21 protein-coding genes and 1 pseudogene are annotated in these 26,081 nt (G+C 58.1%); 13 read left to right on the forward strand and 9 right to left on the reverse strand.

The window, feature by feature from the left end:
• Nucleotides 1–434: 434 nt before the first annotated feature.
• Nucleotides 435–626, reverse strand: a complete 192-nt coding sequence (locus tag PG900_RS08020) for a hypothetical protein (protein WP_042065408.1) — start codon at nt 624–626, stop codon at nt 435–437.
• Between the two features lie 318 nt (nt 627–944).
• On the opposite strand from PG900_RS08020, the gene slyA reads away from it, so the two are divergent.
• The 5 genes from slyA (at nt 945) to PG900_RS08045 (ending at nt 4,904) form a co-directional block, all read left to right on the forward strand.
• Nucleotides 945–1,418, forward strand: coding sequence for a transcriptional regulator SlyA (gene slyA / locus PG900_RS08025; RefSeq protein ID WP_010634735.1), 474 nt, complete (start codon nt 945–947; stop codon nt 1,416–1,418).
• 1 nt (nt 1,419) lies between these two features.
• Nucleotides 1,420–2,475: an HlyD family secretion protein gene (locus tag PG900_RS08030; RefSeq protein ID WP_016349913.1), complete on the forward strand. Its 1,056-nt coding sequence runs from the start codon at nt 1,420–1,422 to the stop codon at nt 2,473–2,475.
• Nucleotides 2,476–2,485: 10 nt separating this feature from the next.
• Nucleotides 2,486–3,514, forward strand: a complete 1,029-nt coding sequence (locus tag PG900_RS08035; RefSeq protein WP_011705154.1) for a DUF2955 domain-containing protein — start codon at nt 2,486–2,488, stop codon at nt 3,512–3,514.
• A 141-nt stretch (nt 3,515–3,655) separates the two neighbouring features.
• Nucleotides 3,656–4,417 carry a substrate-binding periplasmic protein gene (locus PG900_RS08040; RefSeq protein WP_270831233.1) on the forward strand — a complete coding sequence of 254 codons (762 nt, stop codon included), beginning with the start codon at nt 3,656–3,658 and terminating at the stop codon, nt 4,415–4,417.
• A gap of 127 nt (nt 4,418–4,544) precedes the next feature.
• Complete coding sequence (locus PG900_RS08045; RefSeq protein WP_029303683.1) at nt 4,545–4,904, forward strand: MliC family protein; 360 nt, start codon at nt 4,545–4,547, stop codon at nt 4,902–4,904.
• A 31-nt stretch (nt 4,905–4,935) separates the two neighbouring features.
• Here the strand turns inward: PG900_RS08045 and PG900_RS08050 are convergent, their stop codons facing one another.
• From PG900_RS08050 to nrdD, 5 genes are all read right to left on the reverse strand, one after another.
• On the reverse strand, nt 4,936–5,328 hold the full coding sequence (locus PG900_RS08050; protein ID WP_043161294.1) for an energy transducer TonB: 393 nt from the start codon (nt 5,326–5,328) through the stop codon (nt 4,936–4,938).
• 144 nt (nt 5,329–5,472) lie between these two features.
• Nucleotides 5,473–5,643 (reverse strand): YqaE/Pmp3 family membrane protein, encoded by a 171-nt coding sequence (locus PG900_RS08055; protein ID WP_005303354.1) that lies wholly within the window; start codon nt 5,641–5,643, stop codon nt 5,473–5,475.
• Nucleotides 5,644–5,707: 64 nt separating this feature from the next.
• Nucleotides 5,708–6,217: an anaerobic ribonucleoside-triphosphate reductase-activating protein gene (nrdG, locus tag PG900_RS08060; protein WP_270799418.1), complete on the reverse strand. Its 510-nt coding sequence runs from the start codon at nt 6,215–6,217 to the stop codon at nt 5,708–5,710.
• Nucleotides 6,218–6,532 carry a hypothetical protein gene (locus PG900_RS08065; RefSeq protein WP_270799421.1) on the reverse strand — a complete coding sequence of 105 codons (315 nt, stop codon included), beginning with the start codon at nt 6,530–6,532 and terminating at the stop codon, nt 6,218–6,220. It abuts the gene before it with no gap.
• Between the two features lie 51 nt (nt 6,533–6,583).
• A complete protein-coding gene (nrdD, locus tag PG900_RS08070; protein WP_016349909.1) occupies nt 6,584–8,701 on the reverse strand; it encodes an anaerobic ribonucleoside-triphosphate reductase in 2,118 nt (705 codons plus the stop codon).
• Between the two features lie 442 nt (nt 8,702–9,143).
• On the opposite strand from nrdD, the pseudogene PG900_RS08075 reads away from it, so the two are divergent.
• A pseudogene (locus PG900_RS08075) lies at nt 9,144–10,119 on the forward strand (ABC transporter substrate-binding protein).
• A 73-nt stretch (nt 10,120–10,192) separates the two neighbouring features.
• Here PG900_RS08075 and ligA read toward each other — a convergent pair.
• From ligA to PG900_RS08090, 3 genes are all read right to left on the reverse strand, one after another.
• Nucleotides 10,193–12,199, reverse strand: coding sequence for an NAD-dependent DNA ligase LigA (gene ligA / locus PG900_RS08080; RefSeq protein ID WP_270799423.1), 2,007 nt, complete (start codon nt 12,197–12,199; stop codon nt 10,193–10,195).
• A 99-nt stretch (nt 12,200–12,298) separates the two neighbouring features.
• Entirely contained in the window at nt 12,299–13,411 is a 1,113-nt protein-coding gene (zipA, locus tag PG900_RS08085; protein WP_270799425.1) for a cell division protein ZipA, read from the reverse strand.
• Nucleotides 13,412–13,426: 15 nt separating this feature from the next.
• Complete coding sequence (locus PG900_RS08090) at nt 13,427–16,801, reverse strand: AAA family ATPase (protein ID WP_270799427.1); 3,375 nt, start codon at nt 16,799–16,801, stop codon at nt 13,427–13,429.
• A gap of 109 nt (nt 16,802–16,910) precedes the next feature.
• Between PG900_RS08090 and cysZ the strand changes: the two genes are divergently transcribed.
• The 7 genes from cysZ (at nt 16,911) to PG900_RS08125 (ending at nt 26,023) form a co-directional block, all read left to right on the forward strand.
• Nucleotides 16,911–17,675: a sulfate transporter CysZ gene (gene cysZ / locus PG900_RS08095; protein WP_011705142.1), complete on the forward strand. Its 765-nt coding sequence runs from the start codon at nt 16,911–16,913 to the stop codon at nt 17,673–17,675.
• Between the two features lie 142 nt (nt 17,676–17,817).
• The gene (locus tag PG900_RS08100) at nt 17,818–18,432 is read left to right on the forward strand and encodes a trimeric intracellular cation channel family protein (protein WP_011705141.1); all 615 of its coding nucleotides are present in this window, start codon (nt 17,818–17,820) and stop codon (nt 18,430–18,432) included.
• Between the two features lie 183 nt (nt 18,433–18,615).
• Nucleotides 18,616–20,073 (forward strand): gamma-mobile-trio recombinase GmtY, encoded by a 1,458-nt coding sequence (gene gmtY, locus PG900_RS08105; RefSeq protein WP_270831234.1) that lies wholly within the window; start codon nt 18,616–18,618, stop codon nt 20,071–20,073.
• On the forward strand, nt 20,073–22,739 hold the full coding sequence (gene gmtZ, locus PG900_RS08110) for a gamma-mobile-trio integrase GmtZ (RefSeq protein WP_270831235.1): 2,667 nt from the start codon (nt 20,073–20,075) through the stop codon (nt 22,737–22,739). Before gmtY ends, gmtZ begins: the two co-directional genes overlap by 1 nt.
• A complete protein-coding gene (gene gmtX / locus PG900_RS08115) occupies nt 22,739–23,422 on the forward strand; it encodes a gamma-mobile-trio protein GmtX (RefSeq protein WP_270697617.1) in 684 nt (227 codons plus the stop codon). Before gmtZ ends, gmtX begins: the two co-directional genes overlap by 1 nt.
• Nucleotides 23,415–23,852 (forward strand): VPA1267 family protein, encoded by a 438-nt coding sequence (locus PG900_RS08120; RefSeq protein ID WP_052815699.1) that lies wholly within the window; start codon nt 23,415–23,417, stop codon nt 23,850–23,852. Before gmtX ends, PG900_RS08120 begins: the two co-directional genes overlap by 8 nt.
• Nucleotides 23,849–26,023, forward strand: a complete 2,175-nt coding sequence (locus PG900_RS08125; RefSeq protein ID WP_270831236.1) for an AAA family ATPase — start codon at nt 23,849–23,851, stop codon at nt 26,021–26,023. The genes PG900_RS08120 and PG900_RS08125 overlap by 4 nt, the downstream gene beginning before the upstream one ends.
• Nucleotides 26,024–26,081 lie beyond the last annotated feature (58 nt).

Consider the following 26,081-nt stretch of genomic DNA (forward strand, 5'->3'; position numbering starts at 1 on the left):
TGGCAGAGGATGCCGTCCGGCCTGTCATTGGCATTATTAAGACGCACTATTGTGCCGCGCCAATCAAACCGGTGAGCCCTCATCTCTCAATGCCAGCAGGCTCTTGATGGGGCCATTATCAAATAACGATTAAATAATGGACGGCATACATCTCAATAATGGGAAACCATGCTTGCCCCGCTCGATGCTATTTCGATTGATCACCGGCAAGGATTGAGTGGCGATCTCAAGATCGGCAAATCCCAATCGGATAAACCGCCGCAGACCGGAAGAGACACCCGGAAGATTGAGGGCGGGCGATCACGCCGAGACCCGCAAAGAGGATCTGCTCATGGCAGGCCGTACCTGCCTTGGGAAGCGTTTGAGCCGATACGAGCGGGCCCTGCAACAGACCGTCAGATGATGATGACGGCCTCATGACATCAACCGAAAAACTATTCGGCTAATAACAGTGGAATATTGGCAGGGTCAAATTCATGACAGGTTTCGGTACTTTCCAGGCTGAGCCCATAATGGCCATCGGCAACATATTCCACCTCCATCAACAGGCTCTCGATGGAGAAATGGGGGTCACCCGATTCATATCGTTCCACAGCTATCGTCTCCCTGTTTAGCTGACCCATCAATATTAGTGGATAAAAAACAGTCTGCCGAATTCAGATAATATTTTTCTGCTGCCAACATTATCAGCCATGGCTATTCCAAGGCTATTTTCAGCACAATCGGTGACATGATTTGGTTATTTCACCGGCCCATGGCGGGAATGATTCACCCAAATAGTCTTGCGGCAGACGCGGGTTGCTGCCGGCGGGGTGCTCAAGCCCGCCAAGCAAGCTCCACAAGAAACCTACCTCCAATTTTCATAAACAAGATCGCGATCACACTATTTACTTAGCCTGCTAAACAACTAAAATGCTTAGCAAGCTAAGTAAATGGAGAGCCTCATGATGAAGGATCTGGAAATGCTGCGCGAGCTGTCCCTCGCCGAGCGGGTCGGCCGACTGCATCGGCTGTGGCGCACCGTGGCCGATCTCGAACTGGCCCCCCTCGGTCTCACCCATCCCCGCTGGACGGCGCTGTGGAAGCTGAGCCGGCTCGGTGGTCATCTCAGTCAGAAGACCCTGGCCGAAGCGCTGGAGATCGAACTGCCCTCCCTGATGCGCACCCTGGGCCAGCTGGAAGAGCAGGGGCTGGTGGAGCGCCACTGCTGCAGTCAGGACAAGCGGGCCCGCATCGTCACCCTGACCCCGGCCGGCAAGGCGCTGCTCGACCAGATAGAAGATCGCATCATGGAGATACGCCGGGAGCTGCTCGCCGGCATCAGCCAGCGGGAGCTGGAACAGTTTGAAGATATCGTGCACCGCATCTGTGCCAATGCCCTCGGCAAGATAGGTGCACAGAGTGAAGAGAGAGAGTGAAATGACCCCGGATCAACAATTCAAGCGCTGGATAAAATGGGCCATGGGCGCCTTTGTACTGGTCTTTGCCTACTTCCTGCTGGCCGACCTCAAGATGCCGCTCACCCCGCAAGCCATGGCGACCCGCGTCGTGACCAAGATGGCGCCCCAGGTCAGCGGCAAGGTAGTCGAGGTGGCTGTCGGCAACAACCAGCACGTCAAGCAGGGCGATCTGTTGTTCGTGCTTGATCCCGCCCCCTTTGAACTGGCGGTGGAGCAGGCCCGTCTCGCCCTGGCCCAGGCCGAGCAGCAGAATCGCCAGCTCGATGCCACCCTCAATGCCGCCAGCGCCGACTTCAGTTCGCTGCAGACCCAGGCTGCCCTCAAGCTGCGGGAGGCCGAACGCATCGACGCCCTCTATCGCCGCCACATGGTCTCCGAGCAGCAGAAGGATGACGCCGACAGCGCGTTTCGCACCGCCCAGGCCAACCTGCTGGCCAGCAAGGCTCGCATGACCCAGGCCAGGGTCAACCGCGGTCTGCCCGGCGACGACAACCTGCTGCTGCGCCAGGCCCGCAACCGCCTCGCCCAGGCCGAGCTCAACCTCGCCTACAGCCGGGTGCACGCCAGCCAGGACGGCATCATCACCAACCTGCAGCTCAAGCCGGGCAGCTTCGCCGCGGCGGGTGCGCCGCTGCTGGCGCTGGTCTCCGAGCAGGTGGACGTGATCGCCGATTTTCGCGAGAAGAGCCTGCGCCACGTCAATCAGGACAGTCAGGCACTGGTCGCCTTCGATGGCGAGCCGGGTCGCCTCTATCCGGCCCGGGTCACCAGCCTGGATGCCGGGGTCAGCGCCGGCCAGTTCGATGCCAACGGCCTCCTGGCCAGCCCCACCGAGTCGGATCGCTGGGTGCGCGATGCCCAGCGTCTGCGCCTGCACCTGGCGCTGGAGCAGCTGCCCGCCCATCTGCCGGCCGGTGCCCGTGCCACCGTGCAGCTGCTGCCCGACAACGCTCTGACCGGACTGCTGGCCCGCGCCCAGATCCGCCTGCTCAGCCTGCTGCACTACATCTACTGAGGTGACGGCAATGACGTTATGGCACAGGCCCCTCACCGCCAACGAACTGCGCCAATGCCTGCGCATCGCCTTTGGCAGCACCACCGGCTTTCTGCTCTGCAAGCTGTTCGGCTGGAACTACGGCGTCTTCTACACCGTCACGCCGGTGCTGCTGCTCGGCATGGTGCCGGTGATGAACGGCCATGCCGCCCGCCAGCTGATCGCCGCCGCCGTGGTCTGCGGGCTGGAAGTGGGGCTGCTGGGGGGGCTGTTTGGCGGCCATCCCGGTCTGATGGTTCCCATCGCCTTCCTGCTGTTTCTCTACCGCTTTGCCGCCATGTCGCGGGGCAGCCTGTTCCTGTTCGGTGCCAACGGGGTGTTGAGTCTCAGCATCATGCTGCACTTTGCCAGTTACCCGCAGACCGATCTCAACGACCTCATCTTCAGCAACCTGTGGGCCAGCGTGCTGTCGGTGCTCATCGCCTACCTGATGACGGCGCTGATCCCGGACGTGGAGGAGCGCCCCAAACCGGCCCCCTCCCCCAAGGCACCGCACCGGATGCGGCACGAGGCGCTGCTTGGCGCCAGCATCGCCACGCTCTCCTTCATGGTGTTCCAGATCTTCGATCTGCGGGACTCCATGTCGGCCCAGGCCACGACCCTGCTGGTGCTCTTCCCCATGCATTGGGACGGCGCCCTCAGCTATGCCCGCAAACGGGCCATGGGCACCCTGCTAGGGGTGAGCTTCGGCCTGGTCAGCCAGCTGGTGCTCTACGACTGGTCGGGACTGCTGTTGCTGGTCGCCCCCATGCTCTGGCTAGGCGCCATGCTGTTCAGCCATGCCCATGTGAAGGAGGCGAGCGGTTCCGGGGTCGGCTTCGGCGCCCTCACCACCCTCGGCATCCTGTTCGGCCAATACCTGACGCCGGGCAACGATCTGGTGTTCAGCGCCCTCTACCGGGTCAGCAGCATCTTGTTTGCCATCGTCGCCACCCTGCTGGCCTGTTACCTCATCCACCGACTGCTTAACCGCTTCGAGGCCACTCGGTTCGGTTATTGACCCCCTGTTGTTAGCTCAAGGATGTGCTGCCTTTCGCCCCGCTATGCCTACCGGGGCGTTTTTTTGCCTTCCGTTTGGCGGCGCCTGCGGCCAGCCCCAGCAACTATGCTTGCTAGGGCAGTCGGCAACAGGAGAGAGACCATGGCACGAGCAGCATACATCCACTGGTTGGCAATCACTCTGCTGCTGGGGATGACCTGTGCCCAGGCAGAGCAGGTGCTCATTGCCGCCGAGGATGACTGGGCCCCCTACTGCGCCCTCGACAAGCAGAGCGGCCAGCCGCAGGGGCTGGCCCCCGAGCTGGTGAAGGCGGCCTTCGCCGCCGAGGGGGTCGACGTCGAGTTTCGCACCATTCCCTTCGCCCGCTGCATGTACGAGGCGCGCAGCGACAAGGTGCTCGGCTGCTTAGATGCCACCATCACCGAGGAGAACCGCTACCAGTACTTCTGGCACGAGACCCCCATGTTCGAGGAGGATCTCGCAATCTTCGCCCTGGCCCGCGAACCGCGCCGGGATCTCAAGCTCACCTCGCTGGAACAGAAGACGGTGGGCATCACCCTTGGCTACACCTACCCCACCGACTTCATGGAAAACCCCAGGATCACCCGCTTCCAGGCCAAGTCCGACGCCCAGATCATTGAGATGCTGGTGCGCGGCCGGGTCGACTACATCCTGATGAACGAGATGCCGGGCTACCTCAAGATCCAGCAAAAACAGCTGAGCGGGAAGGTGGTCAAGGTGGGCAAGATCTCCACCGACGGTTTCTGGCTCGCCTTCTCTCGCGCCCACCCTCAGGGTGAGGCGATGGCCAAGCGCTTCGAGGAGGGGCTGCAGAAGATCCGCAACAACGGCACCTACGAGGCACTGGTGCGCGCCTTCGAGGCCAGACTCGGCCTGCATTGAGCCGCTGCTCATTAGCGCTTCTTTTGAAGCCCATGGACGCATATCGACGCAAGCCGGGTCGAGGCGCATTGCGCCCCTTTGGCAAGCTGTTAGGATCACGCCCGGATGACACCGATGGAGAATCAACATGAAGCACGCCAACCTTCTGCTGCTGGGCATCACGAGCCTGACCCTGCTGAGCGGCTGCGAACGCGGTGCCGGCACCCTGAGCGTGACCGGTGGCGACCCCGTCACCTATCTGTGTGAACAGGGCCAACGGGTGCAGGTACGCTACTTCGCCCTCTCCGATCAGAGCCTCAACTTCGTCAAACTGGCGCTGCCAGATGGCAAGGATTACACCCTGCCGCAGAGCGTTTCCGCCTCCGGCGCCCGCTACACCGACGACCATGAGGCCGTCTGGTGGAACAAGGGAGATGAAGGCTTTGTCGAGATGCGCGACAAGGATGGCGAGTGGCAGAGCGTCTACAACGACTGCAAGCAGCAGTAATGAACAACCCCGGCCAGGCCGGGGTTGTTCATTACTCCACTTCAATCTCGTAGCGACCCACCACTCGTACCGGAATGGCCTGCGGGTTCTGCTCCGACACGCGATAGCGGGTCTTGGCCAGCCCCGACAGGGCGATCAGGTCCAGCACGCCGGGCGGCTCCGAGGCCACAATCTCTGGGCTGAACAGATTGCCGTTGGAGTCGATGAGATAACGGATCTCCACATAGCCCTTGACGGGCCGCTTGGCTGGCGCACCGCCCACCGGTTCAAACGGAGGCACCTCGCCATCCTGCACCCAGTATTTGCCAAGCTCCGCCATGGTCACCTCCAGCGGCGGCTGGTTCAGCTTCACGGTGGGACTGGGGCTGGCACAGCCCCCCAGCAGACCGAGCACAATGCCCAGCAGCAAGACCTTCAAACCCATTCAACACTCCTTGTTGAGTCAGATCAGAGGGGTCACCCCTCCCCGGCAGGGTTACCGGCCCGTTACTGTAACAATCGGAACCCGTTTGAGCAGCATAAAAAAAGCCAACCCCATCGGGTTGGCTTTTAGCAAAGCGGCTCAGCGTCAGCCGCGCTTGTCGCTGACCACCAGCCAGAGCGCATGCACCATGCCGGGCAGGCCGCCGAGCAGGGTCAGCACTATGTTGATCAGAAAATGCAGGCTGAAGCCCACCTGAAGAAAGGCACAGACCGGGGGCAGAAAGATGGCCAGCAGGATCTTGAGCAGATTGTTCATCTCGGATTTCCTCGTCAACGATGTCACAGGGATAGCAATGGGCTAACCATAAACATCCCTGGCTTCAACTGCAAACCAGACAGGGAATGCGCTCACCCCCTTCCCGCCAGGCGTTGAGGTCGTGGATGACCTGATTGCTGCTGCCGCGCCAGAGCAGGCCGGGATCCGCCAGCCCCTTCTCGAACTTGCCGTCCACCAGCACGTCCAGCAAGGCCACCAGCTCGCGCTGGGCCGGGCTGAGCTCGCCAAGCAGATAGCCGGTCCAGCACCAGATGTCCTTGCCGGGGCACTCGGCACGCACCCGCCGCACCAACGCCAGCACGTGGGTCACGTTGGCGGGGTGGAGCGGATCGCCGCCGGAGAGCGACAGCCCGCGCCGCTTGATGCGCGTGTCGTTGAGATCCGCGATGACGCGATCGCTCATCGCCTCGTCAAACGGCTTGCCGCCATCGAGCCGCCAGGTGCTCTGGTTGTAGCAGCCTGGGCACTGGTGTTTGCAGCCCGAGACAAACAGGGTGGCGCGGGTGCCGGGGCCGTTGATCACATCGACCGGGTAGTATTGGTGGTAGTGCATCTAGAACGTCACTTCACACTCAACTACATCAATACATGTCTGAGCCTGAGAGTGATTGGCCGCAGTAAACCATTCACCATCACGAACCTGAACATCATTTAGATCCTTCAACCGCAAACAGCGCCAATTGTAAATAGAGTTTGGAGTCACAATACCTTTGCTACTTGAACCACCGAACTGATAGAAAAGTGCTTGCTGGTACCCATTCTTGGTACCGATTGCATGAGGGCACATTTCACGATAATGCCCTTGGTATTCAGCAATAATTTGTTTTTTATTCAGAATTGCGTATTTGACTAATTCATAAGTACTCATACAGGCATCTCCTAACAAATTGCTACGTGAAAGAACTTCAGTTGGCTCTGTTTACATATGCTTGACGCGGCGCTTCACCTCCTCCTGCTTGCCCGCATTGAAGGGGCGCGCATCCGGGCTGCCGAGGTAGCCGCAAACACGGCGGGTCACCGATACCTTGGCCGGGTCGTGGTTGCCGCAGCGCGGGCAGGTAAAGCCCTTGGAGGTGCACTCAAACTCGCCGGTGAAGCCGCAGTCGTAGCACTCGTCGATGGGGGTGTTGGTACCGTAGTAGGGCACCTTGTCATAGCTGTAATCCCAGACGTTTTCGAGCGCTTCCAGGTTGTGCTGGATGTTGGGGTACTCGCCGTAGCAGATGAAGCCGCCGCTGGCGATGGGCGGATAGGGCGCCTCGAAGTCCAGCTTGTCGTACGGATTGACCTGCTTCTCCACGTCGAGGTGGAAGCTGTTGGTGTAGTAGCCTTTGTCGGTCACCCCCGCCACCACGCCAAACTCCTTGGCATCGATGCGGCAGAAGCGCGAGCAGAGATTCTCGCTCGGGGTGGAGTAGAGGCTGAAGCCGTAGCCGGTCTCCTCCTTCCACTCGTCGGTGGCCGCCTTGAGCCGCGCAATGATGGCGATGGCCTTCTGCTGCAGTTCGGCGCTGTCAAACAGGTGCACCTGATCGCCAAACAGGGCGTTGATGGTCTCGTGTACCCCGATGTAACCAAGCGAAATGGAGGCGCGACCGTGCTTGAAGATCTCGCTGACATTGTCGTCGGCCTTCAGGCGCACCCCGCAGGCCCCTTCCATGTAGAGGATGGGCGCGACCCGGGCCTTGACCCCGTCGAGGCGCTTGATGCGGTACATCAGTGCGGTCTTGGCTACCCGCAGGGCGGCGTCCAGCTTGTCCCAGAAGTCCGCTTCATCGCGGGATTTCAGGGCGATGCGCGGCAGGTTGAGGCTTACCACGCCTAAGTTGTTGCGCCCTTCGTGGACCAGCTCGCCGTGCTCCTCGTAGGCACCGAGGAAGGAGCGGCAACCCATAGGGGTCTTGAAGGAGCCGGTCACCTTGACCACCTGGTCGTAGTTGAGGATGTCCGGGTACATCCGCTTGGAGGCGCACTCCAGTGCCAGCTGCTTGATGTCGTAGTTGGGATCGCCCTGCTTGTGGTTGAGGCCATCCTTGATGGCGAACACCAGTTTCGGGAACACGGCGGTCTTCTTGTTCTTGCCAAGGCCGGCGATGCGGTTGCTCAAGATGGCGCGCTGGATCAGACGTGACTGCCAGCTGTCGCCGAGGCCAAAGCCGAAGGTGACGAACGGGGTCTGACCGTTGGCGGTGTGCAGGGTGTTGACCTCGTACTCCAGCGACTGGAAGGCGTCGTAACACTCCTTCTCGGTACGGGCCATGGCGTAGGCGTCCACATCGCTGATACCCCACTCCAGCGCCACTTCCCGGTGTTTCTCCCAGCTGATGGTCACATAGGGGGCCAGCACTTCGTCGATGCGGTTGATGGTGGTGCCACCATAGATGTGGCTCGCCACCTGGGCGATGATCTGGGCCGTGACCGCGGTGGCGGTGCTGATGGACTTGGGAGTGTCGATCTCCGCGTTGCCCATCTTGAAGCCGTGGGTCAGCATCCCCTTCAGATCGATCAACATGCAGTTGAACATGGGGAAGAAGGGGGAGTAGTCGAGATCGTGGAAGTGCAGATCGCCGCTCTCGTGGGCCTGCACCACATCGCGGGGCAGCATGTGACTGGTGGCGTAATGCTTGGCGACGATGCCCGCCAGCAGGTCACGCTGGGTCGGGATCACCTTGGAGTCCTTGTTGGCGTTCTCGTTGAGCAGGGCCGCGTTGGTCTGCTCCACCAGGCCGCGGATCTCCTGGGCCAGCCGGCCGCGGGCCTCGCGAGCCTGATCCCGGTCGTGACGGTATTCGATGTAGGCACGGGCGATGGCCTTGTCGTCGGAGGCCATCAGGTGGTTCTCGACCCGGTTCTGGATCTCGTGGATGTCCACTTCCCCCCGTCCTTCCAGCTCCTGGGTGACGGCGGCGGCAATGCGCTCGGCCAGCGCCGGACTGGCCTGATTGACCGCTTCTGCCGCTCGGCCCACCGCCTCGGCAATCAGCTGGGCATTGAATGGTGCGCGACATCCATCACGTTTGATCACAACCGGTTTCATGGATTTTCCCCGTTAAAAAGGCCAGGCTCTCGCCCTCGGCTTACCCTTGTTTGGCCCCCTCCTCCACGCCTCGTCCTCGGCGCAAATAAATTCAGCCGAGGCTTGACAAGCCAGGGCTGACGATGAGAAAGGAACAGCTTGTACACAGCTTAATAACACAACATATAGGGATTAAAAACGAATGCAGCCCTATATGTGGTGTCTATTAGGCACCAAAGCGTGACCGTATTTCTTGATCCAGAACAGGTTTTGAGGCGAGTGGCGCAGTTCCCGACCAGTCACAAACGGCCCCATACAAGACCCAATTCAAGCCTGATGCGGGCTGGCGCCCGATACCGGCCAGAGGGAAAAAGATTTCCCTTCCGACAGTAATTGACCGGGACAGGTTTGCACCAAGATGGACATAATGAAGGACAACTCCTCTTGTTCCATGGGAAGCGACATGACCAACCCGCTATTGCTGCTACTGCTGCTGTGTGCCCTCCCGTTGCGGTTGTGGGCGGCCGAAATTCTGGTGATCAGCAGCTACCACCGAATACCTGTGGGATCAGAGCTACAACGCCAGCCTGGCCGCCAACCTCAAGGGCGACCACCACATCAGCCACTTCTACATGGATACCAAGCGCCGCCCCGCCGAGGAGTTTGATCAGATAGCTGAGCAGGCGCTCGCCTACTATCGCCAGGTGAAACCGGATCTGGTGGTGCTCGGCGATGACAACGCCATCAACTACCTGGCCAGCGACATCGCCTCCCTCGGCACCCCGGTAGTGTTTCTCGGCATGAACGAGAACCCGCGCCACAAGGGGCTGGTCGGCCACCCCAAGATCACCGGCGTGCTGGAGCGCCCCCTGCTCAAACGCAACATCAGCGAGATGAGCCAGCTGATGGGGGGGATCAAGAAGGCACTGGTGCTGTTTGACTCGAGCAACGTGGCGCTCACCGCCATCGAGGATGAGTTCAAGACCCAGACCGAGCTGCGGGTCGGCCAGACCCGGGTCAACAGCCAGCTCATCGGCGATTACAGCCTGTGGCAGGAAGCCGTGCTCAATGCCAAGCAGAGTGGTTATGAAGCCATCTTCATCGGCCTCTACCACACCCTCAGCGACGAGCAGGGCCGCCATGTGGATGAGAACAGGTTGCTGGAGTGGACCAGCGCCCACAGCCCGGTGCCGCTGTTCTGCTTCTGGGAGTTTTCGGTGGGCAAGGGCAAGGCCATCGGTGGCCTGGTGCTGGATGGCCGCGATCAGGGGGCCAAGGCGGCCGAGCTGGTCAACGCCATCCTGGCGGGCGCCCAGCCCAAAACCCTGGCACCGCGCGCCGCCCTGCGCGGCGAGTATGTGTTCAGCAAGAGCGAGCTGGCCCGCTGGCAGCTCACCCTGCCCGACAAATGGCGCTACAAGATCCTCTGGCGTGATTGAGCGCTGATCAGAGTCCCCATAACAAAGAACCCGGCCATGCCGGGTTCTTTGTTTCTCTTTCTGCGTGAGCGACTCAGCCCTGCAACGCCTGTTGCAGCTCTTCTTCACTCCAGACGGTGATGCCGAGCTCCTGGGCCTTGGCCAGCTTGGAGCCTGCTGCCTCCCCCGCCACCAGCACATCGGTCTTGGCCGACACCGAGCCAGCCACCTTGGCCCCCAGCGCCTGCAGCGCCGCCTTGGCATCGTTGCGCGACAGGGTAGTGAGGGTGCCGGTCAGCACGAAGGTCTTGCCGGCAAAGGGTTGCTCCGCGGCCTCTTTCTTCTCGATGGCCGGCCAGTGGATGCCGGCCGCCAGCAGGGCCTCCAGCACCTCGATGTTGTGAGGCTGGCGCAGGAAGTAGTAAACGTGCTTGGCCACTATGTCCCCCACGTCGGCCACTTCCAGCAACTGCTCCACCGAGGCGGCGCGCAGGGCGTCCAGGGTGAGGAAGTGGTTGGCGAGGTTCAAGGCGGTCGCCTCCCCCACTTCGCGGATCCCCAACGCAAACAGGAAGCGGGGCAGCGTGGTGCTGCGGGCCGCATCGATGGCCGCCACCAGATTGAGGGCCGACTTTTGCCCCATCCGCTCGAGCCCGGCCAGCTGAATGGCGTTGAGGCTGAACAAGTCTGCCGGGGTCTTCACCAGCCCCTTGTCCACCAACTGCTCCACTATCTTGTCGCCGAGGCCGTCCACGTCCATGGCACGACGGGCGGCAAAGTGCTTGATCGCCTCCTTGCGCTGCGCCTCGCAGAACAGGCCGCCAGAGCAGCGGGTCACCGCCTCTCCCTCCAGCCGCTCCACCGCCGAGCCGCACACCGGGCACTCGGTCGGGAACAGGATCGCGCGGGCATCCGCCGGGCGCTGCGCCTCCACCACCGCCACGATCTGCGGGATCACGTCCCCGGCCCGGCGCACGATCACGGTGTCGCCGATCATCACGCCGAGGCGCTCAATCTCGTCGGCATTGTGCAGGGTGGCGTTGGAGACGGTGACGCCACCGACGAACACCGGTTTGAGCTTGGCCACCGGGGTCACGGCGCCGGTACGGCCAACCTGGAACTCGACGTTCTCAAGCTCCGTCATCTCCTCCTGGGCCGGGAACTTGTGGGCGGTGGCCCAGCGCGGTGCCCGCGCCACAAAACCGAGCTCCTCCTGCAGGGGAATCGCATCCACCTTGTAGACCACGCCGTCGATCTCGTAGGGGAGCTCGCCGCGGCGCGCCAGGATATCGTCGTGGAACGCCTGGCAACCGGCGGCCCCCTCTTTGAGCTTCACCTCGGGACTAAGTGGCAGCCCCCACTCTTTGAGCTGATTGAGGCGACCGAAGTGAGAGCCACCGAGCTGCTCACCACCCACCCCCACGCCATAGGCGTAGAAGGCCAGCGGGCGGCTGGCGGTGATGCGCGAGTCGAGCTGACGCAGGCTGCCGGCGGCGGCATTGCGCGGGTTGACGAACACCTTCTCGCCGGCGGCCAGCGCCTTGGCGTTCATCGCCTCGAACCCCGCCTTGGGCATGAACACCTCGCCACGCACTTCCAGCCGGGCCGGCCAGCCCTCGCCACGCAGGGACAAGGGAATGGCCTTGATGGTGCGCACGTTCTCGGTGATCTCCTCACCCGTGGTGCCATCGCCCCGGGTGGCGGCCTGCACCAGCTGGCCAGCCACATAGAGCAGGCTCACCGCCAGGCCGTCCAGCTTGGGCTCGCAGCAGAAGGTAAAGCTCACCTCCCGTTTGAGGCGATCGCGCATCCGCTGCTCGAAGGCCTGCAGCTCCTCGCCGCTGAACACGTTGTCCAGGCTCAGCATGGGGATCTCGTGGCGCACCTGCTTGAAGGCGGTCAGCGGCTGGCCGCCCACCCGCACGCTCGGCGAGGCCGGCGTCTTCAGCTCGGGATGCTCGGCTTCCAGCGCGATCAGCTCGCGCATCAGCCGATCGTATTCGGCGTCCGGCACCGTGGGGTTGTCCAGCACATAGTACTGATGACCGTACTCGATCAGCAGCTCACACAGTTGACGGTGGCGGGAGAGGATGTCGCTCATGAAAAAGTCTCGAAGTGTGATGGAAAAACCGGCCAGCGGACCAATAAAAATGCGGCACCTGGGTACCGCACTTTTCATTCATTCGACCCGCATGGCGTATTAGTCGCGACTGGCCTCGTAGGCGGCCAGCTCATGCCGGTAACGGGCGATGGTTTCGTCACTCAGCGGGCTGCGATCCATATCCGTCAGCATGGCATCGAGATCGCTGGCCAGCTGATCGGCGGCCTGCAGCATGTCCTCGAAGGCAAACGCAGCGTTGCTGCGCAGCGGCAGCTGCATGAAGAGCGACACGCCCGGGGTGGCGAACTGCTCCATCCGATACGGGTTGAAGGTGCCCGGCTTGACCATGTTGATCATGGAGAAGAGCACTTCTCCCTTGCCGTTCGGGTCTTCGTGACGGTGGAAGATGTCCATCTCGCCAAACTTGAAGCCCAACGCCAGCAGGGAAGAGAGCAGGGTGGCCCCTTGCAGATCATGACCCGGACGGCCCATCAGGTTGATGACATAGACATCCTGCCAGATCTTCTCGACCAGCGCGGCACGTACCGGCTCTTCATAGACGGGCTCCTCGTAGGCTGGCTCGGGGGCTGCATGACGGGGCTGTGCCTGGTATTCGGGAGCGGCGACCGGAGCCGGCTCGCGGGCACCGAAAGTGGGTGCGGTCGCGTAGGCGGGCTCGACCAGTGGCTCTTCGTCCAGCGGTTGCAGCAGCGGCTCGCGCTGGGGACGGGAACGGTGGACCGGGGTACGGCGAATGACCTGGGCGGGCTTGCGCACCGGCGCGGCAGGCACTTCCTCGACGGCTGCGGCAACCGGCTCCTCGAACTCCTCCTCGTCTTCTTCATAGACGGGGGGCGGCGGCACGGGGCGGGCGGCAGGCTTGCGTACCACGGGCGGCGGCAGATCGGCGTCGTCATCTTCATCATCGAAGGCGGGCGCGGGCGCACGACGGCTGACTTCCGGCTGGCGGGGCTCATCATGGTGGAGTTTGGGCTCGGCACGACGGCCACCGCTGACCACTCGCACCTGACCGATGCCATCGCTGTCGAAGGCGTCGTTGTCACGATCCCGTGATTTGGATTCCATCCGGCCCAGAGGTTTCTCTTTGATCGGTGCCTGACGATTCTTTCTGTTGCTCCACAACCCGTGAATGAGCAATGCCGCGATGGCAATACCGCCCAGGGCAACCAAGATGTAACGCAATTCCTGCATTAGCTGCTTCTCTTTCTAGTTTTGCTCAGCCAAAGCGACGGCTTCACCGATATCGACCGACACTATGCGCGAAACCCCGGGCTCTTGCATCGTGACGCCAACCAGCTGCTCAGCCATCTCCATGGAGACCTTATTATGACTGATGTAAACGAACTGTACTGTGCTCGACATCTCTTTGACAAGAGAACAGAAGCGACCGACGTTCACTTCATCGAGCGGTGCATCCACCTCATCCAGCAGACAAAATGGTGCTGGGTTGAGTCTGAAGATGGCAAAAACCAGCGCAAGTGCGGTTAACGCCTTCTCCCCCCCGGAAAGCAGGGCAATGGTAGCATTCTTCTTACCCGGAGGTCTCGCCATGATGCTCACTCCGGCCTCCAAAAGATCATCGGAGGTGAGCTCAAGCCAGGCACTGCCCCCCCCGAACACTTTCGGAAAGAGGGATTTTAAATCTTCATTGACCTTATCGAAAGTATCCCGGAACCGTATTTGTGTCTCTTTATCAATTCTTTTAATGGCTTGGCTCAAGGTTTCCAGCGCCTGCTCCAGATCCTGGCACTGGTTTTCCAGGTAGCTTGAGCGGGTTTTCGCCTCTTCATACTCCTCGAGGGCCGCCAGGTTGATGGCGCCAAGTGCCTCCACCTGTGCCTCCAGGGTCTGGATCTCCTGGCGCAGCTTGCCGCGATCAGCGGCAATCAGCACCGCCTGATCGAGATCCACCAGTCGCACGCCCAGCTCTTCGAACTGCTCGTGCAACCCCTGCCGGCGCGTCAGGTTGCGTTCACGCTCAAGGCGCAGGGTCGCCAGCTTCTCCTGAATTTGCACCAGCTGCTTGTGATCGACGCTTCTGGCCTGCTCCAGCTCGGTCAGCTGACGCTCCAGCTCCGCAAGCCGCTGATGACAGGCAAGCTGCTGCGCCTCAAGATTGCGCTGCTCGGCCAGCAGGGGCGACAGATCCTGACCCGGCGCAGCCCCCGGCTCCTTGAGCTCGGCCAGCTCCAACCCGAGACGGGCCAGCTCCTGCTCGCGCAGGGCGATGAGCTGGCGCAGGTTCTGTTGCTCCAGTTGCAGCCGCTGGCAGGCGGCCTGCTGCTGCTCCCGGCGCAGGCGCGCCTCCTCCAGCGCCCGCTCCGCCCCGCTTGCCTGCTCCTGGGCGAGCAACAGCGCCTCGGCGAGCGCCTCGCCCTGCTCCTGCAACTCGCCAAGGGCCGCCTCGCCCTGCTCAAGCCGTTCCCCGGCCGACGCCAGCCGCTTGGCCTCCTCGGCCTGCTCCTGGTCGAGCCTGATCAGCTCTTCCCCCAGCTGGCCGAAGCGCAGCAACCGCTCCTGCCGCTGCCCCTCGCGCAGGCTCCAGGCTTCGCGCAGTTGCTGCCACTGCTGCTCCTGCTCGCGCAGGGTACGCTGAGCCAGCTCATGGGCGCCGTGCAGCTGGGCCCGCGTCGCATCGGCGGCGGCAAGCTGCTCATCGCGCCGGCGCAGCGCCTCCCGGCCTGCGACCTGCTCGGTGTGCAACCGCTCACGTTCGCCGAGCAGCGCCAGGGTACCGAGGGCCATGCCCTCCCCCAGATCCGCCCAGTTGGTACCAAACCAGTCGCCAGCAGGAGTTAGCAGCGACTCACCGGCCGCCAGGCTCGGCTGGCGGGCCAATGCCGCTTCCCGGCTCTCCACCAGCCAGATGGCATTGAGGAAGGAAGGAATGTGCTCGCCGCCCAGCTGCGCCGCCAGGGTACCGGCAACCGCCGGCTGGGCCGGGCCGATCCAGAGGCCGGATTGCGTCAGATTGCACTCATCCGCCGGGGTGGCGGTGAGCCAGCGGCCGAGCACCTTGTCCAGCCCTCGGGCCCACTCGGGGGGTACCTGCAGCCGATCCGCCAGGGTGGCGCCCGCCATCTGCTCCCCCAGGATCTGATCCAGGGTGGCGAGGCGAGCCTCCAGCTCGCGCAGCAAGCCCTGCTGGTGACCCTGCTCTGTCTTGAGGGCTTCGTGGCGGGCCACGGCGGCCTGCCACGCCGCTTCGGACTGCTCATGGCGGGCGCGGGAGAGCGCGAGCTCCGCCGCCAGCGCATCAAGCGCCGGTTGCAGGTTCTCCCCTTCCCCGCCAAGGGGCCCGGCCTGTTCATCTTCCAGCTTGAGACGGGCCAGCCGGGTCTTGGCCTGCAGCTCCTGCAGACCGTTCACCTCGGCGCGGGTCTGGTTTAGCCGTCCCTGTAACTGGCCCAGCTGCTGCTGCCACTGCTGCTGACGCTGGCGCGCCTGCTCGAGCCGCTCGGTCGCCGCCGCCCGCACGCTCTGCTGGTCGGTAAGCAACTGCTCACACTGCTCGAGGCGCGCCGACGCCACCTCGCCCTGCAACGTGCTTTCGCTCAGCTGTTCCAGCTGGCCGGCCAACTGGGCCTTGAGCCCCTCGATACGCTCGCCGAGGGCTTGCCGCCTCGCCTGCCAGTCGCGGCCCAGCTCGCTCTGGTGCAGTTGTTGCTGCTCGAGGCGGGCGATGGCCTGCCCGCCGAGAAAAATCTGTTGCTGGCGGCTGGCCTGCTCGGCCTGCGCCTCCTGGCGGGCCACCGACAGGGTGACGTGACGCCCCTCGTCGGCGGTGCGCTTGGCATCGAGCGCCGCCAGCGCCTGCTCGGTCTGGGCCAGTTCGGTCTTGGCCTCGCCGAGGCGCGTCTCCAGCGCCCACAGTTCCGAGCCGATCAGCTCGGCGCGGGCGGCGCGCGAACGGCTCTTGAGCTGCTTATAGCGCTCGGCGGTCTCGGCCTGGGCCTTGAGATGCTCGAGGCGCGAGCCCAGTTCGCCGCGGATGTCGCCGAGGCGCTCCAGGTTCTCCTGGGTATGGCGGATGCGCTGCTCGGTCTCGCGGCGCCGCTCCTTGTAGCGGGAAACCCCGGCGGCCTCTTCCATGAACAGCTTGAGATCGGCCGGGCGGGACTCCACCAGCCGGCTGACGGTGCCCTGTTCGATGATGGCGTAGCTGCGGGGCCCAAGGCCGGTGCCGAGAAAGAGGTCGGTCACGTCCTTGCGGCGGCACTTCTGGCCATTGATCTGGTAGTGGTTGGAGCCGTCGCGCAGCACTTCGCGGCGCACCGAGATCTCGGTAAAGCGGCCGAACTCGCCGGGCACCCGGTTGTGGGGGTTGTCGAACACCAGCTCCACCGAGGCACGGCCGTGGGCGCTGCGGTTGACGGAGCCGTTGAAGATGACGTCGGTCATGTTTTCGCCGCGCAGATGGCGGGCGGAGCTCTCCCCCAGCACCCAGCGCACGGCGTCGATGACGTTGGATTTGCCGCAGCCGTTGGGGCCCACCACGGCGGTCATGTCGGCGTTGAGCTCGATGCGGGTCGGCTCGACAAACGACTTGAAACCGGCGAGTTTGATCAATTTCAGACGCATGGCGGCCTATGTGGGTAACGAAATAAAGAGGAGGCGGGCAGGCGACTTTACCAAATCAAAAGCTTGTTTGTAATATGCAGGCAGTTTCCCATGAACAGATGGAGCTCAGATGAGCCACTCACCCCGTATGGTAAAAGACTCGATCAGCGGCGCAGACTACTTCCTGCGCGGCTTCTCGCTCATTCGCCAGCCCGGCATCCGCACCTTCGTGCTGATCCCCCTGCTGGTCAACTTCGTGCTGTTTGCCGGCGCCTTCTACGCCCTGCTGCTGCAGCTGGACGGCCTGTTTGGCTGGCTGCACCAGCAGATCCCGAGCTGGCTCGACTGGCTGGACTATCTGCTCTGGCCCATCGCCCTCATCACCATCCTGGTGGTCTTCTCCTTCCTGTTCAGCTCGGTGGCCAACTGGATAGCAGCGCCCTTCAACGGCCTGCTGGCGGAGAAGGTAGAACAGGCCCTCACCGGCGAGACCGTCAGCGATACCGGCATGCTGGACATCGTCAAGGACGTGCCGCGCACCTTCGGCCGCGAGTGGACCAAGCTCAAATACTACCTGCCCAAGGCCATCGGCTGCCTGATCCTGTTCCTCATTCCGGTGGTGGGCCAGACCCTGGCGCCGGTGCTCTGGTTCCTGTTCAGCGCCTGGATGATGGCGATCCAGTACGTCGACTATCCGTTCGACAACCACAAGATCGACTTCATTACCATGCGCGACGCCCTCAAGCAGCGGCGCGGCAAGTGCCTGAGCTTCGGCGCCCTGGTCACCCTCTTCTCCGCCATCCCGGTGGTGAACCTGTTCGTGATGCCGGTGGCCATCTGCGGCGCCACCGCCATGTGGGTCGATCACTACCGCGCCGAACAGCTCAGACGCTGAGCCGATTGGTGGTGACAACGGGGCTCCCTTGGGGGCCTCGTTTCATTTTTGCATTATAAAAAATAATGCATAGCCTTCATTGCTTGTCCCCTATAGCGCGAGTTGATAGGATGCGGAGCTTTCTCGCACCCTGGGATATCTCATGTTACATGCACTCTTCTTGCTGGGCCTGGTGGCCGAAGGGATGACAGGCGCGCTGGCCGCGGGCCGGCGACGGATGGATCTGTTTGGCGTGGTGATCATTGCATCGGCGACCGCCATCGGGGGCGGCACCATTCGCGACGTGCTGCTGGGCCATTACCCCCTGCTCTGGGTCGAACACCCGGAGTATGTGCTGCTGGTCGCCGGCGCGGCCATGGCCGGCGTCATCTCGGCGCCGCTGATGCGCTACCTCGGCAAGCTGTTCATGGCGCTCGATGCCCTGGGGCTGGTGGTCTTTTCCATCTTCGGCGCGGCAAGGGCGCTGGAGATGGGCCACGGCGCCGGGATCGCCTGCATCATGGCGGTGGTGACGGGGGCCTTCGGCGGCGTGCTCAGAGACCTGCTCTGCCAGCGCATTCCGCTGGTGTTTCGCCGCGAGCTCTATGCCGCCATCTCGCTGGTGACGGCCGCCATCTACTGCCTGGCGCTCGATCAGGGCCTGCCCAACGACTGGGCCGCCTTCGGCGCCATCGGCATCGGTTTCGTGCTGCGCCTCCTGGCAGTGCGCTTCAAGTGGGGGCTGCCTACCTTCCACTACCAGTACGCCACGCACTGAGCGCGCCAGCTTCTGGCAAGCCGGTACGGATTGCAGCCAACAAAAAAGCGCCGGTCAGTTATCTATAGTGCAGTAAAGTATGTATTTTGTGTGTTAAGGCAAAGAAATTTGCCTTTTTGTTGCGCATTTTCATATCAGTTACTATAGTGTATTTCATGTACTTTGTGTATGTGAGACAAAATCATGGCTGTCGTTAGTGTTCGTGCAACCGTTGTCGAAGACAACACTGGTATCAAAAGCGAGATGCCTATCCTGTTGACTGAACAAGGTGAGTTGGGTGCCGTTACTGACTACTTGCTAAAGATGGAGGCAGACGGCAAAAGCATTTCAATGATGAAGGGGTTTATTAGGGCGGTTACTCTCCTTTTAAACTACATGGAAGCAAATCACAGTCTATTCAACGATCCTAAAATTCTGTTCCAAACGTTCGCCAAGCGCCTTTATACGGGCACCATCGGTGAAGATGGGCTTGATCCTTCTGGCCTGTACTGGGTGCCCACAACAAGGGAGAACGCCAATAAACATGTTTCCAGATTAACAGCATTCACTAGCTGGCTCGCAAACAAGCAAGGCACGGTGAGCATGAATCCGCTGCGAGAGGCAACCCCGCACGAACAGCGCCTGAACTATGCGGCGTGGTTTCGAAAAAATCAAAACGACTTTCTGGGTCATATTGAAGATAAAAGTATCAACAAGACCGCTCGTATGGCCCGCACTATCAAAGGGCGTACCCCCCTCGCCAAAACCGACGATGACGCAATTTCCTTTCCAGAAATGCATTGGGAAAAGTTTTTTTTGGAAGGAGTTGGCAGCGCAAAAGATCCTCGTGTAGCACTGAGAGATAAGCTTGTACTGCTATTGATGCACGGTGGCGGTTTACGAGAAAGCGAGGCGCTGACGCTTTGGGTAACAGATGTATTCGAAGATACTTACAACCATGACTCAGCAACTGTTCGTATCTACAACGAGGTTGAAGGTAAAGCGCCTTATGAGTGGAAAAGTCGCAGTGGCTCACAAACCAGGGAAGCTTATTTAAAAGAACAGTATGCTCGTATTCCTCGGATCAAGATGAGCCGCACGGCTCACATCGGCTGGAAATGTCGAGTAATTGACCATAAAGATAAATACATTCAAGTACAGTGGTTTCCTGCTGATTATGGCAAGGTTTTTATGACACTGTGGAAGGTTTACTTGAATTACCGCGCCAGCATTGAGTGCCACCATCCCTATGCGTTTATCTCATTTCACCCAAAATCAATGGGTAATCCCTATACCATTAATGCTTTTCACCAAAACTATGCGTCTGCCCTGAAACGGATTGGATTAGCACCGAACAAAGCCGAAGGGCTTGACCCACATGGTCACAGGCACAGCTACGGCAGGCGATTAAGACGCTCAGGCTTAAACCCGATGATTATTCGTCGCTGTATGCACCACCAATCCCTCGAATCTCAAATCGTCTATACAGGTGAGGGGCAGCAAGAAATTTCTGACGAACTCAATAAAGCCACGCTTCAATTAGCCAATCCTGAGTCCAAAGTAAAGGCATTGGACTGGCAAACATTGACTGAGCACGGATTTAATGATATCGATCCCCAAAAATATTTTACGGGTAAACATCCAAAGCTCGGGAGGAAATAATGGGGAGACAGAAAGGAAAAAAAAATGACGGGCGAAAAAGCAATCTAACCTTTAGCTGGATGCTCGACACGCTTGGCCCTGAGTGGCAACAATGGCAAGCATTCGCAGCAGAATGGATGAGTAAACAAAACACAAGTATTTCTGATAAACAGAAATCACTTACACGTTTTTTTGAGTCCTACCTATTAATTTGTGCGCCTTATGCAATTGATGTAAATCTATTTTTCAAGGGACATAACGGCCATCATTGTTCGACAGAAGAGTTGCAAGTAATAGTAAGCAAAACTGTTAAATCAACTTCTGAATTAACAAGATCGATTAATCATTCATGTAATTTTATCGATTTTATCATTGAACACCATTTTTCCAAACTGGATGATAATGGCGTTCTGCAACCTTTGTTCAACAATCCATTAAGTAAGATAAAAAAATCCGCTGACCTAACGGAAACCGTGCGCAATCCATTACCGTACCGATACATTCAGGATCTGCGACAAATTCTTTGTCCACTCCCCAATAAAATGGAACTCGCGACAATCAAGCAACAGCTTGATGAAGATGATAGCTTGCTACCTGCCTATCATTACCGCCATTTTAAAGACTGGGTGTGGGCGCAACAGCAATCAGGAGAGAATGAACGAGGAGGAAGCGGTGATTGGTTCGATGTCGGGCCGGATTTGATTGACAGGCATGACCCTGATTGTGTGTGGAAGCACAAGACGATAACGCGCAATGGCAAACAAATGACCATTTTTCAACTCTGGTCGCCCGTCAGAGCGATGGCAATATATATAAAGTTACAACTACCGCTGCGCACCTATCAGGTGCGGATGATCGATAGCGGTGAGGCCGATACATGGCGCTATCAGCAGGGACAATGGCAACAAAACAATAAACACAACTTTTCAATGGGATCTGATGGCCGCCCTTTTGGAAAAGGTGTTTTTAAGCGAATTCACGATAGCATGACGGGTCTATATTCCACCGGATTGTACATCAACACCAATAAAACCGCTGATCAAAACAAAGAAGAAATACAACGCGGCTATACCATCCCTTGGCAGCACGAGGAGGTATTATATTGGCTGGAAAAGTTGCGCAATTGGCAGGAGAAATACAATCCAATTGAGAAGCCAACAAGTTGTACCACACTGCTGGCTAAACATACAAGAGATCTTAAATCTAGCACTCAACTAGAACAAATGGGTGATATATGTTTTTTATTTCGTGACGCTGCGGCCAGCAACAATGAGGATAAGGTCAAGCCGATATCCGATGCGCCATTATTCCCCTTCTGGTATCAGCTTCTACTCACACTTGAAAATAGCCTTGCTGCGCAAAGCAACACACTGGATAACGGTGAGCGATTGAAGTTCGTTGTTGATTATCCAGAGGGTACGCAAAAAAGTGGTAAGACCGTTACTTTATTTTCTCTGCACAGTTTGCGCGTGTCGCTCATTACCTCTTATGTAATGGATACACATCTACCTCTACCTGTTATTTCCAAATTGTTAGCTGGTCACACCCGTTTGTTGATGACTATCTACTACACCAAAATAACGCCATCTGTGATGGCAACAAAAATGGATGAGGCTCATGCGCAACTAGACTCTAGCTCTGAGCAATCGGTGCGCAACTTTCTCAAAGATGCTTCCATGAGCCAAATCCAGTGCAAAATGGTGTACAACGATACGGCCAGTATTGAAGCTGCATTGGACAAGCGCGTGCCCATTGGATGGGAAAATCGGGCAACAGGGCTTTGTCTGGTCGGTGGCAACACGGCTAATGCTGATCATGTGGGTACATTAGGTGGCTGCTGGAACGGTGGCAATATCATTAGAGACTCAGCGAATGCATCATTTCGGATTCACGGCCCTGTGCCACACGGTGCTGAAAATTGCATCCGTTGTCGCTGGTTTATCACAGAGGCACGTTACCTGCCTGCACTCAATGCCCAATTTAACCAATTAAGCTACCATGCACACCAAGCGGCGAACCTATCGGTTGAAATTGAAGGTGAACTGGAAGCACTTAAAGACCAACAGTTTGGCTGCGAAGCGGATGGCCTACCGTTTACGAAACACAATGAATTGCAAGTGCTTCAACGCCGTTACGAAAAACAGCAGGTAGAAGCAGATGAATACGCTAAAGACTGGATCGCCTGTTTTGAGTTGATCCACAAGATCATCCGTATTGAAGAGACTCGCGGTGATGATAAGAATGATAAAATAATCGCTGTAGGGTCAGAGCAAGATGTCAGCTACGCACTGAAATTCATCGAAACAGATTCTGAGTTATTGCACCTGTCGTTGCTTTGCGATGATGCTGAATTCTACCCTGATTTACAGGATACATTGCGCAAAACACCAGCGATTGAAAAACGCTCACGCCAGTTGAATCGGATCTTGATGAGAAAAGGTTTAGATCCCATCTTCATGGAAATGGACGAAAAGCAGCAACTCATTGCTGCGAATGCAATGCTACGTCACATGGCAAAAATCGCTGACCCTGACAATAAGATGGAAGGTTATCGCAAGGTTTCCAACTACCTTGAGATGGCTGAATATCTGCAAGACAACAAATTATTAGATGCTGGGATCACTGCACTTACCGATAAAGTATTTCCATTTATCACTATCAAGCAACCTACATTGTTGGAGGGATGATGGAGATCAACGTTGATAGTATTCTGCAAGGTTTAAAAGACGGGAAATCGACTCGAACCCAGCAATCCCTTGAGACCCTTAATGGTATTTTACAGCACTATGTAGAGAGCGGTCAGCGCGATTTCTCGGTCGTGCAAATTGGACGTATCTCTGCGGCTAAAGATGGCCCTGGCTATGAGGCAATACGGGCGACTCGCAACCAGCACTATCGTGATCTCATTAATGCGTGGGCACAAAAGTGCAACACCAGCATGAAAAAGCCGTTAGCACCCTATTCACGTTCCCGTGAAGTGCCGACTGACATGAAATTACTAGAGCGAATTTCAGATCCGGCGGTACGGGCCTTGTTTGGGCAAATTATTGCTGAACGCAACCGCTATCTTAAAGAAGTCAATCTGCTTAAACAGCATGCCAATATTACCATAGATAAGCGTCCTGTCAGGCAATTTGACAGCAGCACTGAGCCTGGGGTGGTACTCATTCCCTCGGTATCGAGCTTGCTCATCGAGTCTGAGAGAAAGGCGCTGGCCTACGCTATTTCTGATGAATGTATGACCCAGCACAATTGGCAATACACAAAGATGGGCCAAGTTAAAGATGTAGAACTCGGCACTGAAATCTTCCCTCGCGGATTTGTGACTGGTATTCGTAAGTTGCTGGGTGAGGTTGATAGCAATGGCTAACGGTCAACAAAAAGCACAGCAAAATGCGGCGGCATTTCAAGCGTGGTCGGCCACCCAATCGGAAGATGATTTCAAGCAAATCATTTTTCAAGGGCAGCTAAATCGAGGCGAAATTGCCAAGGCAGTTGGCTGTGGCAAGTCGGCGTTAAGCCAAAATCCTGAGCTGCGTAAACACCTAAAATCGCTGGAAGACAGTCTGAGGGAAAAAGGAGTCCTCCCACCATTAACAGCCCAGGCCAAAGCCAGTACCGATAGCCCTAAGGTGTATGATCCTACCGCTCATCGACGCCAACTAGATTCCAAACGGGTATCGACATTGGAGCAGGAAAACATTGAGCTGAAAGCCAAGGTGAACGAACTCCAGCGAAGGTTGGAGCGTTATGGCGAGTTGTCAGAGACCCTTGCCGAAATGGGGTTCATGCCTCGATGACACAGACCGATTTCTCCGAACAGATCCGTGTGACCAGTGTTCCCTATCACTCAGCCAGCGTGGTGATATTCACGGGTATTCCGCTAAACCCAAACTCCTACAAGAGAAATAGCGGCAAATACTACGTCACCATCAAGACCTCCGTAGACGCACTGCCTGTCCAGCCGATGGTAGGTCAACACTGGGTTGTTACAGGGGCGAGGTTTGTCGAGACTAAGTGCGTTGGTGATCATGTTATGCAGCAGCATACCTACGAGTCGCCAACCCATATCGCATGCAGCTTGCCTGAAACGGGTGAGCAACTGATCACCTTTATTGCGAAAGAAAAAGACTTCAAAGGTATTGGTGAGAGTAAAGCCCGAGCGTTGTGGCAACTGCTGGGCGAGCACTTTCACTCAACCCTGATGTCAGACACAGAAGCATCACGAAAACGCCTCAGGGAGGTTCTGAGCGACGAATCCATTGATGCCCTGTTTCAGGGTTACGCCAAATACAAGAACTTGAGTCATTGCAACTGGATGTCGGAGCACAGAATACCCTCGTCCATTCAGCAGCGATTGCTGCGATTTCATGACGAAAAATCGATTGAAGCTATCAGGGTTAACCCCTACCTGCTGATCGGCTTTGGGATGGATTTTAAAGCACTGGATATCCTTGCTCAAACGCAGTTTGAGGTAGATCGAAAAGACGCCAGACGGTTGAGTGCAGCCCTCGAATCTGCCATTCATCAAGAGGTGGCAAAGGGCCATACCTACACGACTCACGCCAAGCTTCGCCCACTCTTGAACAAGCTACTTGGCGATAATGAACTGGCTGCACAGGCATTTAAAGCGGGTTACAACCAAGCGCAATACGTCCTAAATCCGGCGACAGGCACCTATCATCCAACTGCGCAATTGCTGATGGAGACGGTTGTTGCCAAGCGGTTGCTGGCGCTGGCAAAGCAGCAAAATTTGTACGACGAGCACACCAATGCTGCATTTCTTTCTGCTGTTAATGAACTGCCCTATGAGTTGAACCAGAAACAGAGTGAAGCTGTTCTGACTACGTTGGACAACGCTGTTAGTTGTATTACCGGAGGTGCAGGAACAGGAAAAACCACGGTACTCAGGACCGCATTAAGAGCCTATCGCCAAATGGGGAGTGAGGTGCATGCCGTTGCGCTGTCAGGACGCGCTGCAATGCGCCTGTATGAGTCGATTGGCTTTCGAACCTTGACCATTGCAGCACTACTACGAAATGAGCCTATAGAGCCTTCAAGGGAGCAGCCCAGCCATCTGCTGGTGATTGATGAAGCCTCGATGATCGACCTGCCCACCATGTACCGACTGGTCAACCATCTGCACCCCGCCGTGCGGATCATATTCACGGGTGACCCAAACCAATTGCCTCCTATAGGGTGTGGCAAGGTGCTGGCTGATATAGTGGCATCAAAAGCTATTGCAAACGTGACTCTGGACATAGTTAAACGCCAGAAGGGAGCCACAGGTATTCCCGAATACTCGATGCTGATCAATCAGGGTCTTGTTCCCGAGCACTTGAATATGGGTAACGTCCATTTTCACGAAACCTCCAAGGACAGGATCGCCCAGGTCTGTGCCGAGTTGTATCAGCAATCACCTGAGAACAGCCGCGTGGTAGGGGCGACCACCGCCATGGTGGCTGACATCAATAATCTTATTCAGGAGGCCGTCAACTCTGATGGCGTTCGAATGACATTTGAGATGTATGGCGAAACCTACTGCCGCAACGATTTGCGGCAAGGTGATGTAATCCTCTTCACTCAAAATAATTACGAAAAGGGCATCCAAAATGGTTCGCTCGGAAAGCTAGCCAGCGCTGTTGGAACCGGAGATGACTACGGGGTGGTTGAGCTGGACACAGGCGAGAGCGTGTATGTTACCCAATCCCTCCTGGACTGCATGCGGTTGGGGTACTGCATCACACTCCATAAGGCGCAGGGCTCGCAGTTCCCGCGCATCATCGTTGCGCTGCAAAAGGGCAGAATTGTAGATAGGGCATGGCTCTATACAGCGATAACCAGAGCCGAATACGAGGTGCATATTGTAGGCAGCGCTGCTGAGTTTGAAGCAATCACAAGAGCACCCAGCAATGTTCATAACCGAAACAGCTACTTGCTGGAGCTATTAAAAACAAGAGTGGATCTATAACCTTGGGGAGCGACTACTGGTACAAACGGAAATAAATTGTGCGTCAACGCGAAGCGTT

This window comes from Aeromonas sp. QDB03 (assembly GCF_027707985.1).
In the GTDB taxonomy this organism is placed as follows: Bacteria; Pseudomonadota; Gammaproteobacteria; order Enterobacterales; family Aeromonadaceae; genus Aeromonas; species Aeromonas hydrophila.